Source organism: Ardenticatena maritima (assembly GCF_001306175.1).
In the GTDB taxonomy this organism is placed as follows: Bacteria; Chloroflexota; Anaerolineae; order Ardenticatenales; family Ardenticatenaceae; genus Ardenticatena; species Ardenticatena maritima.
This window is the reverse complement of the sequence record NZ_LGKN01000003.1, coordinates 638,980-654,018: the sequence shown is the minus strand read 5'-3', so window position 1 is coordinate 654,018 and position 15,039 is coordinate 638,980. Positions and strand designations below refer to the sequence as shown.

The 15,039-nt window shown below is 59.2% G+C and carries 12 protein-coding genes and 1 CRISPR repeat array; of the genes, 1 reads left to right on the top strand and 11 read right to left on the bottom strand.

Annotation, left to right across the window (positions count from 1 at the left end; genetic code table 11):
* Nucleotides 1-11 precede the first annotated feature (11 nt).
* Nucleotides 12-893, top strand: coding sequence for a sulfotransferase family protein (locus tag SE16_RS02880; protein ID WP_054492396.1), 882 nt, complete (start codon nt 12-14; stop codon nt 891-893).
* Here the strand turns inward: SE16_RS02880 and SE16_RS02875 are convergent.
* The 11 genes from SE16_RS02875 to SE16_RS02825 form a co-directional block, all read right to left on the bottom strand.
* Nucleotides 879-1,943 (bottom strand): glycosyltransferase family 4 protein, encoded by a 1,065-nt coding sequence (locus tag SE16_RS02875; RefSeq protein WP_054492397.1) that lies wholly within the window; start codon nt 1,941-1,943, stop codon nt 879-881. The two genes, SE16_RS02880 and SE16_RS02875, sit on opposite strands and share 15 nt — an antisense overlap.
* A complete protein-coding gene (locus SE16_RS02870) occupies nt 1,940-3,619 on the bottom strand; it encodes an alkaline phosphatase family protein (protein ID WP_054492398.1) in 1,680 nt (559 codons plus the stop codon). The genes SE16_RS02875 and SE16_RS02870 overlap by 4 nt, the downstream gene beginning before the upstream one ends.
* Nucleotides 3,616-4,512 (bottom strand): glycosyltransferase family 2 protein, encoded by an 897-nt coding sequence (locus SE16_RS02865; protein WP_054492399.1) that lies wholly within the window; start codon nt 4,510-4,512, stop codon nt 3,616-3,618. Before SE16_RS02865 ends, SE16_RS02870 begins: the two co-directional genes overlap by 4 nt.
* A gap of 3 nt (nt 4,513-4,515) precedes the next feature.
* Entirely contained in the window at nt 4,516-5,631 is a 1,116-nt protein-coding gene (locus SE16_RS02860) for a glycosyltransferase family 4 protein (protein WP_235472325.1), read from the bottom strand.
* Between the two features lie 29 nt (nt 5,632-5,660).
* Nucleotides 5,661-7,268: an alkaline phosphatase family protein gene (locus tag SE16_RS02855; protein ID WP_060687183.1), complete on the bottom strand. Its 1,608-nt coding sequence runs from the start codon at nt 7,266-7,268 to the stop codon at nt 5,661-5,663.
* A gap of 18 nt (nt 7,269-7,286) precedes the next feature.
* The gene (locus SE16_RS02850) at nt 7,287-8,936 is read right to left on the bottom strand and encodes an alkaline phosphatase family protein (RefSeq protein WP_054492736.1); all 1,650 of its coding nucleotides are present in this window, start codon (nt 8,934-8,936) and stop codon (nt 7,287-7,289) included.
* Nucleotides 8,933-10,399: an oligosaccharide flippase family protein gene (locus SE16_RS02845; RefSeq protein WP_054492737.1), complete on the bottom strand. Its 1,467-nt coding sequence runs from the start codon at nt 10,397-10,399 to the stop codon at nt 8,933-8,935. The genes SE16_RS02850 and SE16_RS02845 overlap by 4 nt, the downstream gene beginning before the upstream one ends.
* Before the next feature lie 132 nt (nt 10,400-10,531).
* Nucleotides 10,532-11,398: a CRISPR direct-repeat array (repeat unit 37 nt; unit sequence GTTTCAATCCCCTTGCGGGGATTAGGGCTTTTCAGAC).
* Between the two features lie 227 nt (nt 11,399-11,625).
* On the bottom strand, nt 11,626-11,904 hold the full coding sequence (gene cas2 / locus SE16_RS02840) for a CRISPR-associated endonuclease Cas2 (RefSeq protein ID WP_054492738.1): 279 nt from the start codon (nt 11,902-11,904) through the stop codon (nt 11,626-11,628).
* 15 nt (nt 11,905-11,919) lie between these two features.
* Nucleotides 11,920-12,936, bottom strand: coding sequence for a CRISPR-associated endonuclease Cas1 (cas1, locus tag SE16_RS02835; protein WP_054492739.1), 1,017 nt, complete (start codon nt 12,934-12,936; stop codon nt 11,920-11,922).
* 12 nt (nt 12,937-12,948) lie between these two features.
* The gene (gene cas6, locus SE16_RS02830) at nt 12,949-13,635 is read right to left on the bottom strand and encodes a CRISPR-associated endoribonuclease Cas6 (protein WP_269082725.1); all 687 of its coding nucleotides are present in this window, start codon (nt 13,633-13,635) and stop codon (nt 12,949-12,951) included.
* A 141-nt stretch (nt 13,636-13,776) separates the two neighbouring features.
* Nucleotides 13,777-15,018 (bottom strand): TIGR02710 family CRISPR-associated CARF protein, encoded by a 1,242-nt coding sequence (locus SE16_RS02825; protein WP_054492741.1) that lies wholly within the window; start codon nt 15,016-15,018, stop codon nt 13,777-13,779.
* Nucleotides 15,019-15,039 lie beyond the last annotated feature (21 nt).

Sequence of the window (15,039 nt, the reverse complement as noted above, 5' to 3'; positions counted from 1 at the left end):
GGAAGGAAGGTATGAAACGGCCAAACTTCTTTATTATCGGAGCGCCGAAATGTGGTACAACATCGTTGGCGCGCTGGCTGGGAGAGCATCCGAACATTTACATGTCGCCCATCAAAGAGCCAAATTTCTTCAACGAAGAAGGTCCCAATGTTGTTTCTTCGCTTGAACAGTATGAAGCCTTGTTTGCCAAAGCCAATGAAAGCCATCTTGCCGTGGGGGAAGCTTCAACGCATTATCTCTTCTCACGCACAGCCGTGCCCAATATTCTGGCATACGCCCCTGAGGCGCGGTTCATTGTATGCGTGCGCAACCCTGTTGAGATGGCACCCGCACTCCATGCCGAGCGCGTTTGGCAACGGAAAGAGACAATTGGTGATTTTGAGCAAGCGTGGCGGTTGCAGGCAGCGCGGCGTGAAGGACGACATATTCCACCAACAGCAAAAGGACACCCGCATGTTTTACAATACGGCGAATATTGCCGCTTAGGAGCGCAATTAGAACGTCTCTACACACACGTTTCACCTGAGCGTGTGTGTGTCATTGTTTTGGACGATATGGCGCACAATCCGCGCCGTGTTTACCAGCACGTGCTCGCTTTTCTCAATCTCCCAGATGATGGCAGAACAGATTTTCCCGTGTACAATCGCCGCAAGCAAGTTCGTTCCGTATGGAGCAACATGGCCATCCACACACTGGGGCGTTTCAAGCGCAGGCTGGGAATCCGGCAAAGTCTGGGCATTGGGCGTGTATTGGTGCGTCTCAATCACTCGAAAACGCCACAAGCGCTTTCGCCCGTCTTGCGTGCTGAATTGTGCACCTACTTCCATGATGATATTTTGCTTTTACAGACGCTTCTGCAACGTGATTTGCGTGATTGGTTATGTGCTTCCTAGGAGAAGACGCGCCACCTCTTCACTCACGCGCTGCCAGTTCATTTGCTCTTCCACCCAACGCCGACCGGCTTGCCCCATGGCGCGACGTTTTTCCGGCGATTGGAGCAGGTCAATCGTGTGCCTTGCGACAGCCTGAACATCGTTGGGGGGTACAACCACCCCTGTGATGCCGTCACGTATGGCTTCCGGCATGCCGCCGCTCCGTGCGGCAATTGTGGGGAGCCCGCTCGCCGCGGCTTCCAGCAGGACAATTCCAAACCCTTCAATGTTGCCGCCTTCTTCACGCGAGAGCAGTGCAAAAATATCGGCTTCGTGGTAGATGCGGGGCAGTTCTTCATCGGGAACATACCCGCGAAACACAACCGCCTGCTCCACCCCATACTGGCGCGCCAGCGCTTCCAAACGGGGGCGGTCTGGACCAGTGCCGGCAATCAGATAGCGCACTTTAGGAACCGCTTGGCGAATATGCGGCAGGGCGGTGATGAGTGTATCAAGCCCTTTGTACGCATGGAGGCGTGAAACGGTGAGGATAGTTGGCGGGTGTGGGACTGGTTCCGCAGGGGGATGAAAGCGGTTGGGGTCGGTACCAAGGTGGACGACACGCAGTGGTGCATGCACCCCATGCTGGCGGTAGCGCGCCGCGAGAGCGTGTGAGTTGGCAATAATGCGTTGCGCTTTGTTGATAAGTGCGACGAAAAGCGGGAAGTGCCAACGCCCACGGGCGGCGAGAAAATCAGCGCCGTGGATGATGAGTGTGAACGGACGACGTGCGAGCCACGCCGCAAGAAGCAAGCGGGGATGCGCATGCCCTATGACGAGATATTCAGGTTGGACGGCTTGAAGCGCACGCCAGAATGTCCACGGGTGCGTGTTGGGAACGACGAACCGCTCCCATGGTTCGTGGGACGTGTTGGCGGCAACCGGTGTGATGACGGTAAGGCGCATACGCGATGACCAGCGCGCGGCCATTTCGCCCAGCCAGGTCTGAACGCCCCCCGTGGATGGGGGAAAATCAAACGTGAGGATGGCAACATGTGGTTTGGCTTTCATCCCAAGTACCCTAAATCGCGCAATTGCTTCTCGATGTACGCCTGATCCTCTTCACTGAATGCCTCTCCCGCGCCTTCATGGACGGCCGTGGCAGCATACGTCACTGGACGACGTCGAATCGCGCTTTCTTCTGTGAAAAGGTCTAGCAGGACACGCCCGTCCATCTCCTCGGGCACGGGGAAGCCCAGCATGTGCAAGACGGTAGGCGCAATGTCCATCAAGCCCCCTGCTGCGCTGCCGGCCGCAATGCCAGGTCCATGGGCGACAAGCACGCCTTCGGGTGTGTGGTTGGCGCTGCGCACCGGGTTGAGGTCCCACATGCCGGCTCCCACTTCGGCCATGACATCGGTGCGGTAGTGGTCAAGCGCCACAAGCATATCCGGAGCGTCGAGCATGTAGGGTCCTTCGTACACTGCTTCTTTGCGAATGATGTGCGCTTCGAGCGGTTGGGTTGTATCAGGCGGTTGGAGTGCTCGCAAGCCGGCCTCGATTTCGTCGAGCAAGCGTTCGGCTTCTTGCCCCGGCTCGACAATGCCTTGTGGGTCGCGCCCTTTGAGGTTGAGGTAGAGCGCGCCTTCATCGGGGCAATAGGCGCGCGTGCGCGACCAATCAACGGGCAGGTGGTTCAGACGCACCAATCCTTGCGTTTTGGTTCGCACGTAGGCGTGCCGCACGGCGTTGGAAAGAGCCCGTTTCTTGAAGGGGGCTGCCAGGCGCCGGAAAGTTTCCGAATGATGGTTCAGCCAGAACAAAGGCGCCGCCGCCCGCCCAAGCAACCGTGTACGCCACGTGAGCCGTCCCGCTTGGGGTTTTTCTTTCAGCACAAGATAGCCTTGCTGCATAAGCCATTCGTTGAGGTAGAACACGCGATGGGTGGGACCAAAGCCATGGTCGGAAACGATGAAAACCCAATCGTCGGGTGTGATGAGGTCGAGCAGTTGCCCGACGGCGTCATCGTGGGCGCGGTAAATATCGAGCAAGGCGTCGCCCAAGCGTGCGGCGTGCGCCGGGTTGTGCTGAGGGTGTGTGGGGTCCATGTGTTTCCAGAATTGATGGCTGGCGCGGTCGAGCGGGCTGAGCACAACAACCCCGACTTGCCACGGCGTAGTGCGCAAGACGTGCAAAGCGGTTTGCGTGTGCAGGCGCAGGATGCGCAAGCGTTCTTGCCGCATTAGTTCGTCATTGTCACGGGCGATGGGATGGGGGCTGAGAAACTCGAACGGTTGCCCCAGGATGGCGTCAATTTCGCGGCTGAGCGCCGGCGGATGGGTATAGACCAGCGAGCCGTGATTGGCAGGGGCTGGCCACCCTGAGACCATGACGCCATGCAGGGGGCGCGGGGGGAAGGTGCCGGGCAGGTGAATCACGGCGGTTGTGATACCGGCTTCGCCCAGGTAGTCCCAGAAGGGACGTGTGCGGCAGTAGGTGAAGTTGGCAAACGTGTAGTCGTACGTGCCGGGCAAGCGTTGGCTGAAGCCAAAAACGCCAAGTTTGGCGGGGTTGGTGCCGGTGGCAAAGCAGTACCATGCGGGAATGGAACGTGGCGGGGTGATGCTTTGCAACACGCCAAATTTCCCCCCCTCAATCAGCCGCGCGAGATTGGGGAGTTCGTTTTGCCATTGGCGAATGAGGTGGGGTGAAGCGCCATCAAGGCCAATGATGAGAATGCGACTCATAGGAACTTCCTTTCGTCGTCGTTTTGCCATGCGCGATATTGCCCCACGACGTCAGCCATGCTTTTCATGTACACAATGAAAGCAATGCGTGGATCGGTTTGCACAAGGTGCTTCCCCAGTCGCAAGGTGCGTTTGATGCTACGCAGGGCAATGCGCACGAGTGAAGGGGCTTTGCCGCGCTTCTTTCCAAAGTCGTACGCGCCAATACCCCGGTAAATATGCCTGCGCCATGCTGAACCGACTGTCTCAGTGTGGTAGTGGTCCACTTTCAATGGCAGATAAAGCAGTTGATACCCCTGCTCGCAAATACGCCATTTGAGGTCGGTATCTTCAGCCGCTGCACTGGTAAACGTCTCGTCGAAGCCGCCAACCGAGAGAAGCACTTCCCGACGATAGGCGGCGTTGTTGGTGCCAAAGCCAGGGACTTCAAACCCGCCTTTTTGGGGAGCAATATGTCGTCCTTGCCACCGTTGGGCACGCATGAACTGCTCCGCCTGTGCGAAAATATCTTTTTCAAGTATTTCGTCAGGTGCTTCCTGATACCCTCCAACGCCAACAACATCAGGATGTTCTGTAAACGCCTCTGCTAACGTTTCCAGCCAGTATGGGGGGACACGGCAATCATCATCTGTAAAGGCAACAATATCACCGCTAGCGGTCTGGATGCCGACATTCCGTGCAGTTGCAGGACCGCTTCTCTGCGGAAGTCGAATGTAACGCACGGTTGGGAATTCTTTCGGTAATGTGTGCGGTGTTTCGTCCGATGATGCGTCGTCAACAACAATGATTTCATAGGCCGGATATGTTTGCTCCTGTAAAGCCTGCAAGCACTGACGTAAAAGCGTATAACGGTTGTAGGTCGGGATGACAACAGAAAAACGAAGGTCTGGCATTTTTCACCTTCTCTGCAAATGTGCTTGAAAATGCGCCAACAGACGTTCCCCATGCGCTTCCCACGAGAATTCCAGAGCGCGTTGGCGTGCGGCACGCGCCATTGCCTGGCGTTCAGATGGGTGGGCGCGCATGTATTCTAGCGCGTTGGCCACTGCCATGCTGTCACGAATGGGGACGATCAGCCCTTCCTCACCATGACGCGCGACTGCACCAGCGTGTGGCGTCGTGATGACGGGAAGCCCGGATGCAAGGGCTTCGTATGTGACCAGTGCGCTTCCTTCCTCAATTGTTGGAAACACGAAGACATCCGCCTGTTGATACAAGGGACGTGGGTCGCGAACATGTCCAACCCAGCGGATTGTGGGGTGGTGGGCGTAACGTTGCAGCAAAGGTTTGATTCCAGCCACCGGCCTCCCGACGATAAGAAGTTCCGCGTCACGCCAGCCTAATCTGTCCCACGCCTCCAGCAAATAGTGAATACCTTTGCGCGTTCCCACCTGTCCAACAAAGAGTGCACGAAAAATACCATCATCCGGGCGCTGGTGCGCCGGCTGAAAGCGCTTGGTATCCACACCGTAGGGGTTGACGAAAAGCCGTTCGCTGGGAAATCCGTACTTCTGGAACGTGTCGGCGACAAACTGCGAGGGCACCATAACAGAATCAGCCGCTTCAAATTCCGCTAGCGCGCGTTTTTGCATGTGTTCGGGGGGCAGCGCGCCAATACCAGTACGTTCGTATTCTTCTACGAAAAGAGCGTGGCGAAACAGGGGATGAGAAGACGCCCAATGTACGATTGTTTTCATTCCCTTGCTTTTGGCCTGGTGCAACGCCTGAAGACCAAATCCTCCCCATACGAGAAAAACGTCAGCCGGGGCAAAATGGCGTGTTGACCAGCGGTCATACAACATGTTGTGCAGGTATGCGATACGGCGGGCAGGATCATAAAGAGCAAGGCGGCGCAACATGCGGGAAGGCCAGCCCATTGCTTTGATGATGTTGGCTGGTATGTCAGATGGACGGTATGCACCGCATAGCAAGCGGATGAGTGAATTGTGTTGATACAACGCACGTGCTTCGTGATATGCAGTCGTACCAATTCCTCCACCGGCAAAGGTCATGCCAATGGAATAGAGAACGTTCATTGTGTTTACTCCAAATAACCAAGATTGCGCAGGCGTTCCAAAATCGCCTCGTCAGCCTCCACAGCAATCGCCTGTGCCCCACTGGATGAAGACTCCGCCTCGGCATATTCAACCGCGGGGGGTTCCAGGAAAGCGGCTTGCAACACGTTGCCACTCAATCCCGTCGGCAGTGGTAGCCCCCAACCCGCCAGCAAGGTGGGAACAACGTCCACAATCTCCGCAGATGGAAGACGGCGCTGTTGCGCGATGCCGGGTCCCGCCAGCACGAAAATGCCATCGGGTGTGTGTGTGCCGTATTCGCGTGTATCGGGGATGGGGCGCACGGGTGGGTCGCTGGGGAAGCCGGTGATCATGTGGTCGGACCACCTGGCTGGGATGAGCACAAGGTCGGGTGGAAGGTCGTCCGGGTTGGCGTCGGGATAGGCGTCCTCGCCAAAGAGGACGTCGGCGAAGAGAGGTTCGCCATGCTCATCGCGCGTCTCCAGAAGCGCGGCGCGCACCTGGGCGCGAAGGCGGTTGAAGGCGTCGGGCGGGACAACGCCTCCGGGCTGGCGACCTTGCAGGTTGATGTAGAGCGGTCCCATGCCTGTCAGGGCATAGACCTGGGTGCGCGACCAGTCAATCGTCTCGTAACTCGTGCTGAGGCGCGGCTCATAGCACACAAGTGGCCACGACAGCAGACGCCGCAGGTGTGCAGGAAGGCGAGACCATGCACGGGCAAGATGACGCCCCACCAGCGGCAGACGCCGCCAAAAGCGGGGCGCGATTTCGGGGCGGAAGGCAAGCCACCCCCGTTCGGCAAGCAGGCGGTAGAGGGCAATGTAGCGCCAGGCGGGGGTGGAGCCGTGGTCGGAGACGAGGCAAATGAGCGTTTCATCATCGGTTTCGTGCAGAATGCGCCCCAACGCCCGGTCGGCGGCTTCGTAAATGCGCGCGATCATGGCGCGTTGTCGTGTGCGATGGTTGATTGAATCGGTGGCGGTGAAGACGGTGAAGAGCAAGTCGGGGGCTTCGTCGCGCCAGAAGCGTGCGACAAATTCGCCCTGTTCCTCGGTGAGCGCCACCCACTCTTGCGCGAAGGCTTCCAGGTCGCCCCGCGGTTGATGGGGGTTTTGCTGCGCCATAAGGTCAATTTCGCGTTTGAGGATGGTGTAAGGGCGGCCGGCTTGCGCCCATTCATTCAAAACGCCACGCGGCCAGGTCGCCTCTTCAGATTCAAGCGGGGTATCGAAACCGCCCACCAGCCAGCCGTTGAGCGGGCGCGCCGGGTAGGTCATGGGCACGTTGAAGACGGCGGCGCGTTTCCCAAAGCGGTTCACCCAGTGCCAAAGCGGTATGCCACGATAGGCGGCCAGGTTGGTGGGGCGGCGCGTGTAGGTGCCCGGCGCCAGTTTCGCGCCGTCGAAAATGCCTGTACGTGCGGGGCTCAGCCCGGTGACAAGAGAAGGCCAGGCAATGTTGGTGAAGGGCGGAATGGTGGAGCGCAGTGTGGCGTGCGCGCCACGTTCGAGCAGACTTGCCAGATGCGGCAAGCGCCCTTCCGCCAGCAAGGGTTCGATGTAGTCCCAGGTGGCTCCATCCCAGCCAATGATGAGCGCACGTTGCGGCTTCATGCGTTGCTTGTCCTTTCGTCAATCAATGTACCCAAGTTGGCGGAGTTGCTGTTCGATATCACGAATTTCATCAGGCGTAAAGTCGGGACCGCCCGCAATCTCGCCGAAGGTGGCGGGCGTTTCACCCCGCTTGATGGGGGTTTGTTCCAGCACGTCGGGTTGTAGCGCGTCGGTCAGGACGCGCCCGTCCATGTCGGGGGGGATGGGATGCCCCAGCAGGTAGAGCGCGGTGGGCGCGATGTCTGCCAGTGTGGCATGCGCCACAACGTCGCCCCGCCGAAAAGCGGGACCATACGCGATGAAGACGCCGTCGGGTGTGTGCCCGCCTTCGATACGCCCATTGTGCGCGCTTGGGCGGGTGGTTGGGTCGTAGAAGTTGGTCAGTTCGAGCACAATGTCGGGTCCTTGGGCGGCAAAAGCGCCGTGATACAGGTCGCGCCCCTCGTAGATGGCGCGCACGATGGGCTTGCCGGTGATGGGGTCGCGGTCGGCAAGCAGAAATTCGCGCAAGCGGGCGATGGTTTCGTGCGCCTGGTCTTCATCGAGCATGCCATGCCCGAAACGCCCCCGACGGTTCAACCAGAGTTGCAAGCCAAATTCAGAAGGGAGCACGAGACTACGGCGCGGGTCTATGGCGCTGTGCGTGGGCAACAGGCCGCCGGCGGCTAGCGTCTGCTTGACCAGTTTGGCTTGCCCCGGACGCAGGCGTTTCACCAGTTCTTTGAAGAAGGGCGTGGATGTGTAGAGCCGCATAGCCCAGCGCATGGCCCATTCGTTCACGCCGGCGAGCAGCGGCGCGCGTTTGTAGCGCACGAAACCGCCTTCCACAAGGCGGCGGAAGGTGTACTGGCGGGGGTAAACAGAGCCAAAGCCGTGGTCGGACATGATGAGCACGTTGGTCTCCGGTCCCACCCAGTCGAGCAGGTCCCCCAGCAAGGCGTCGCATTGTTCGTAGGCTTGGAAGAAGGCCTCGCGAAAACGCTTGCCTTCTTCGCTCGCATAGTTTGGGTGCAGCGGGTCGGCGAAGGTCCAAAAGATGTGCGCGAGGTTGTCGGTGATGCCAAAGACGACGAAGAAGAGCGCCCAGTCGCGTTCACGGACGAGGTGGCGCAGCAGACGCCGCCGCCCTTGCATGATGTCGCGCCACTCTTCGACAATCGCCATACTTCGGTCGAAACGGTGGCGGGGGAGCGCCAGGCGGATTTCTGCGCGCAGGTCGGCGGGCGTTTCTTCGGCGAGAGTGGGGGGCCAGGTGAACGGTGTGCCCGCCGTGCGCGGTGTGCCGTAGCCGGTCATCATGATGCCATTGAACGGGCGCGGTGGGTAGGTGAAGGGCACGTCCAGAATGATGGACGGCTGGTCGGCTTCGGTGAGCAGGTCCCAGAGCCGTTTTTCGCGGTGGCGGTCCGCCCGCACGGGAGACGTGGCGTAGGTTTGCGGGTCGAACGTCTGAAAGTCGAAAATGCCATGCTTGCCGGGGTTTTTCCCCGTGAAGACGGTTGTCCAGGCGGTGGGCGTAATGGGGGGCTGTACCGATTGCAAGACGCCATGCGTGCCCTGTTGCAGGAGGGTCGCCAGCACGGGCAAACGCCCGGCCTCGGCAAGCGGTTTGATGATGTCGAACGTGGCGCCATCCAGCCCCACGATGAGCAGGCGTTGTGTGTTCATGCTGTCCATCCTCGGCGTTTGATGATGCGCCAGGCTTCTATCAGTTCATGCCGTTCAGCGAGCCAGAGAATCAGACCGTAGAGCAGTGTCCCCAACACGGTTTTGCCCGCCAAACTGCCCCATGTCGGGAAGGTCTGCCACCAGGCGGCTGTCAGCCAGAGCGTCAGCGCCGCCAGTGCCACGGCAACAGCCGGCCAGAAAAAGAGCACACGGAGCGAGTAGGTAATGATACGGCGCGTGGCGATGAAGAGCAAGAGTGTGCCCACCAGTACCATGATGTCGGCGGCAAGGGCGACGCCTTCGATGCCGAAGCGACTGCCCAAGAGGGCGACGAGAGGGACAAAGCAGCCCAGTTGCACGAGGCGCACACGCGTCACCTCTTCGGGACGCCCAACCGCCAGGAGTAAGCGGTTCGCGCCAACGACGAGCGGGTCGAGTATGACATAGACGATCATCAGTTGGAAGGTGGGCACCATGGGCAACCAGCGCTCGCCGATGAAGAGTCGCACGAACTCATTGGCGTTGAAGATGAAGAGGATGCCGAACCAGAATCCAAAGCGCACGATGGCGCTGTTCATGCGAAAGAAGGCGCGCGCCAGGCGGATGGGGTCGTGTTGCAGACGCGCGAAGATGGGGTAGAAGACGCTCACGATGGGGTTGGCGACAAGGCGGCGCGGATAGCGGGCGAATTCGTAGGCTTTGCTGTAATAGCCGAGCGGGGTTTTCCCCAGGAAGGTGCCCGTCCAGAAATCATCGAAACGGTCGAGCAGGAAGTTGAGGTTGGTGGACAGCCAGACGGCGCGCGAGAAGCGCCAAAACCAGCGCGCTTTCTCCCCATCCCAGCGCAGGCGTGGTTGATACGTGCGAAACAGCCACCAGACGCCAACGGTGCGGACGGCGTGCCCGGCGGCGCGTTCAACAACAAGCGCCCAGATGCCCGCGCCCCACCAGGCTGCGAGCGGGGCGCAGATGGTCATGGCGATAGATGCGCTTATGTCAAGCAAGGCGAGCGCCCGAAAGGCGAGCGCCCGGTTGAGCAGGGTTTCCTGGGATGCGTTGATGGAGCGAATGGCTTCGATGGCGATGAATGCCCACAACACGGGGGCGAGCGCAGGCATGGCGGGATAAGCGCGGGCGATGAGCGGCGTCAGCAGGGCGAGCGCGCCCAACGGGATGAGGTTGGCGAGCAGGCGCAGGGTGAAGTAGGTGTCAAGCCAGGCGTCGTCGGCGTCCTGGCGGTGGATGATGGCGCTATCAAGCCCCAAGGCGGTGAGGGTTGTGCTCAGGTTGAGGAAAAAGAGCGCCAGTGTGGCGACGCCAAAGTGCTCGGGCAAGAGCAAGCGGGCGAGCAAAACGGCACGCGCGAAGCCCAGCAGGATGGTGACGGCGGATGCGGCGATGCTGTAGATGGAGCCGCGAATTGCCGTTTTGCCCATGCTCTGGTCGGGTGGATGAGATGCCATAGCGTGCCGTTCGTTGTGTGCCCAAGATTGTTGATGCGTGCGGCGCAGAGAATACGAAAAATTGCGGAGATGCCAAACGGTCAAGCAAGGGGCAAAAGAAAGAGCGAGGCGTCAATGGACACCTCGCTGTGAGCGTCAATCCCCTTGCGGGGATTAGGGCTTTTCAGACGGTGGAAACACACGAAGGTGAACTTCACGAGGTGATTTGGTTTCAATCCCCTTGCGGGGATTAGGGCTTTTCAGACCTATGAAGAAGCGGGTTGGAAGGTCTCTAATAAGTATTAGTTTCAATCCCCTTGCGGGGATTAGGGCTTTTCAGACGATGCTTCCATCCGCACGATACCAGCGCGGGCCAAAGTGTTTCAATCCCCTTGCGGGGATTAGGGCTTTTCAGACATGAAGAAGTCGCCACTAATTGGGAAAAGTTCCTTGACGTTTCAATCCCCTTGCGGGGATTAGGGCTTTTCAGACGACATCACAAGTGAAATGAATTCAGATTCAGAAAATATGTTTCAATCCCCTTGCGGGGATTAGGGCTTTTCAGACTTTATATAGTCTTAGTCGGGGGATTATAGAAAACAATAGAGTTTCAATCCCCTTGCGGGGATTAGGGCTTTTCAGACGTTGCGGCGTTGCCAGCCATAAGCATTATACATTGCCGTTTCAATCCCCTTGCGGGGATTAGGGCTTTTCAGACTCTATGTGTGCTGTGATTGGCGGAGTTATCCCGTGCTTTGTTTCAATCCCCTTGCGGGGATTAGGGCTTTTCAGACGTTCGGACGTTGTGAGTATGGTAAAAGAGATGCAAGAGTTTCAATCCCCTTGCGGGGATTAGGGCTTTTCAGACGTATCGCCCGCAAGCACACATTGCGTAATTGTGCTCTGTTTCAATCCCCTTGCGGGGATTAGGGCTTTTCAGACCATGAAAGCCGTCGAGGAGGGTGGAATCAAAGTTTACGTCCGTTTCAATCCCCTTGCGGGGATTAGGGCTTTTCAGACTGTACGGATGTGCTATGGGCGTCGCCCGCTCATCCGCTTCATCTGTGGCACAGCATACAAGAAAATGGCGCGTTTGTCAACCCCCAAAACCATGCCAAATACCGCTCCTTTTTCCAGGAAGTTGAACGTTTTCAGACCCCCTCAAAATCGCCCCAAAAATCGCCCCGTTTCAGGGGGGTCTGACAGAATTTGGTCGCGTTCAACTATTTGCCTGGCTAATTGCGTTGCTAAATAATCAAAAGCCCCGGTCCGTCTGTGGGGCGGGCGACGCCCAGGTAGAGAATTGTGCCCTGGCAAGCGCCGCACAGCCGATAGAACCGCACGCTATCCTCGCCGGGGTCAATGATGGCGGAGAGTTCGCGTTGCAGGCGCTCCAAATGGCGGGCGGTGATGTGCATTTCAAAGACCGAGTATTGCACGCGCTCGCCCCCATAATCCAACAAGGTTTGCGCAATTTTGAGCCGCCGCCGGTCGTCCGGGATGTCGTAACTGACAACAACAAACATGGTCTTGCTCCACTGCTAGACGCGAAACGGCTGAAACATGGCGTTTTCATCTTCATCCGTCAAGACACGCGCCAGTGCGTAGGCTTCGAGCAGAAAAAGCCGCCGATACGTCACCTGCTCGCCGGTTCCGGGATGCTTGAACGCTTGCGTCAAGCGGTGTTCCAGTTCCCGAATGTAGCGCCGCTTGCCCTCATCTCCCAGTACAACCGGACGGACGGGGTCGTCACTCGTGGTGAAGTCGTCCAGCCGTACCACCTCGTTGTTGATGCAACGCAGAACTACCGAATCCACAACCAGCGGGCGAAACGGCTCCATGAGATCGAGCGCCAGGCTGGGGCGGTTATACGCCATTTGATGCAAAAACCCGACGTAGGGGTCCAGCCCGGCGGTGAGCACCGCCCCCAGAACGTTCTGCTGGAGAATGGTGTAGCCAAAACTGAGCAACACATTCACGGGGTCGGTGGGCGGGCGTCGGCGTCGCCCTTCAAAAACCCACCCCTCGTTCAAGAGCAAGCGAAAGGCGCGAAAATAATGCCCGGTGGCGCTTCCTTCCACGCCCAGCAGGCTGTTGAGCGTGCGACAGCGCGCCGCCTGCTCGTGCGCTTGCCCCAACGCCTGTACGGCGTTCTGAATCTCCGCTTGAATCGCCGGGCGACGATAGCCGTGGCGTTGCAAGAGCCGCCGCATGTGGTGAATTTTGGCTTGCACCAGCCGCCGCGCCACTTCCAGCGCAAAGCGTTCATCGCGGCTCCGCGTGACCTGCGCTACGCGCAACAAACCGTTGCCGCTTTCCGCCCCCACCAGGCGACCATAGAAGCGCCCGCGCCGGCTCAGCAATACAACCTCGATCCCTTCATCCAGCAGCAATTTGAGCGCCGGTGTGGTGATATCCACATTGCCGAACACAATAACCTGGCTCACCTGCAAAACCGAGACGCGGGCGAGCACCTCATCATCGCGCACAACCAGCAGGCGGCGCCCCTCACGCTTCAAGCGTGTGCCTTGTTCGAGCAAGTAGAGCGGGTGTTTCATGGCGGTAGATGCTCAGCGCGTACGAACCTGCCCCATGCCGGTTGTCGTCTGTACACCAACGCCCCCGAAACGGGCGAAATCCGCCAGCAGATTGAAGACGCTCACCCAATACACGTCGTAACGCAGGGCAATGTAGGTCGCTTCTCCAATAGCGCCGATACGCAGCGCCTTGTTCTTCTGGTCCACCGGGCGGCTTTGCAAGCGGTAGCGACTCACGGCGATACATTCTTCGGCGAAGCGGCGCATGTCGGCGCTCAGCGCGATCGGCGCAAACGCATTCCACCGCTCCACCAGACTGCCGAACACCAGACCGGGCAGGGGCAAGGTAATCTGCTTTTCCTGCGAGCGAAACGCGGTCGGGCTGGCAAATTCTAGCGTGATGCGTTTGCGCAACGCCGAGCGCCCTTGCAGATACGTTTGCACCATTTCCGCGTATGACTGACGCCCCGCCCAGCCCGTCGGGTCTTCTTCGGGGGTGTCTGTGGTGCGCACAACGCGGAACGTGTGGCGGTCGAGTTCCCACGTTTTGGGCGGGTTGTGCAGCAGGGCAAGGTCGAGCGCTTCTTCAACCTCGGGTGTCAGCCCGGTGATGCGCACGAAATAGGTTTCGCCGGGGCGCACCGGCATTCCTTCGCGCGTGCGGCGTGCGCCCCACAAGAGCGAGCAGGTAATCGGCTTGGGACCGTCGCCGTCGTGAATCTGCGCCGCCAGATTCTCATCAATACGCGCAATGGCGCGCAGCGCCGGGCGTAATTGGCACGCCCCAGGTCGCGGGGGAGCACTGCTTCGGTTTCACTTTCCAGCATGAGCGTAATGGCAATCGGCATGCGCTTCCCCTCTTTAGATGTCGAGTTCGTTTTGCTCATTCAAGTGCGGGAATTGGGGCGCGTCAACATGCACTTTCATCGCCTCGCAGGTCTCTTCAATGAAACCCTGCAACACTTCGCGCACCTTACGCCATTTTCTTTCGGAAAGCGGTTCGGTGCCGTGCGCCAGAATAGAGGCATTGCGACGTTTGAGCGCGTTCAAAATTTCCTTCTTCTGCTGGGCGAACGCCCGCCCAAGCGGGTCGTCCAAATCGTGCAGAAGGTCATACGCCCGCATGAGCGCCAGGCGCACCTTGCCGTCCTCATCACGCAGCGCCTCGTATTTGGCGCGCAGAGTCTCAGGCAAGCGCGCCACGTCAATATCGCCCGTTTCCTGCCCATATTCGCGGCGCAGGCGAATTTGCGCCAGCATTTCCACCGCACGGTAGAGCCGCGCCACGGCGTCATCGTAGCGCCCACTCTCGGCGCGGCGTTCCGCGTTGCGCAGCAGGTCGAAGACCGGTTCATACTCCGAATGCTTGCCCTTGCCCTGCAACGCCAGCAAAAAGCGCCAGACAGGACCCAGCGTTTTGGCGTGGGGGCGCAACAGTTCTTCCGCGCGGGCATGGTCGAAGCGGTCCCACGCGTCGAAACCGCGGCACAAGGCAATCCAGTCGCGCAGGAGTTGTTGCAGAGGCACAGAGAGCGGGGCGCTTTGCAACAACGCCCGAATGAGATTTTCGGCGGCGCGGTACTCGTAGGTGTTGAAGAGCGCACGCACCTCTTGCAAGCGGCGGCGGGCGCGCACTTCGCCGATGTTCACCAGCCCGGCGATTTCGGTACCGTCAGCCACGCGCACCAGGTCGGTACGTGCGCCCTTGACAAGCGAAACCTTCCAATTGCCGTCGAGCGCCGCCAACACCAGCGAAACGGACATGGTTTTGGTGCCGCCGGTGTAATCCACAATATGCTCCGCGTCCGGGAAACGGGTCGCCACATCGGCGAGCGCCTGGCTCATTTCAGCATAGCATGTACTGAGCGAATCGGGGTCGGTGAGTTCAAGGATTGCGTACTGCTCCGGCGAGAGCCCTGCCTGCTTGACGATAGCGGGCAAATCCTCGCCGTTGTATTGCCTGCAAGGGCGCCCCTCGCCGTCCACGGTGGCACGGCTCTGCGCCGAGGCGATGAAATAGACAAAGTCGGGCATATAGTCGCGAATGGCGGCGACAATGGGCTGGCATGAGCCGCCAACCGTACAGACCAACACACGCGGCATAGGCTTCTCTCCTTGCATTGC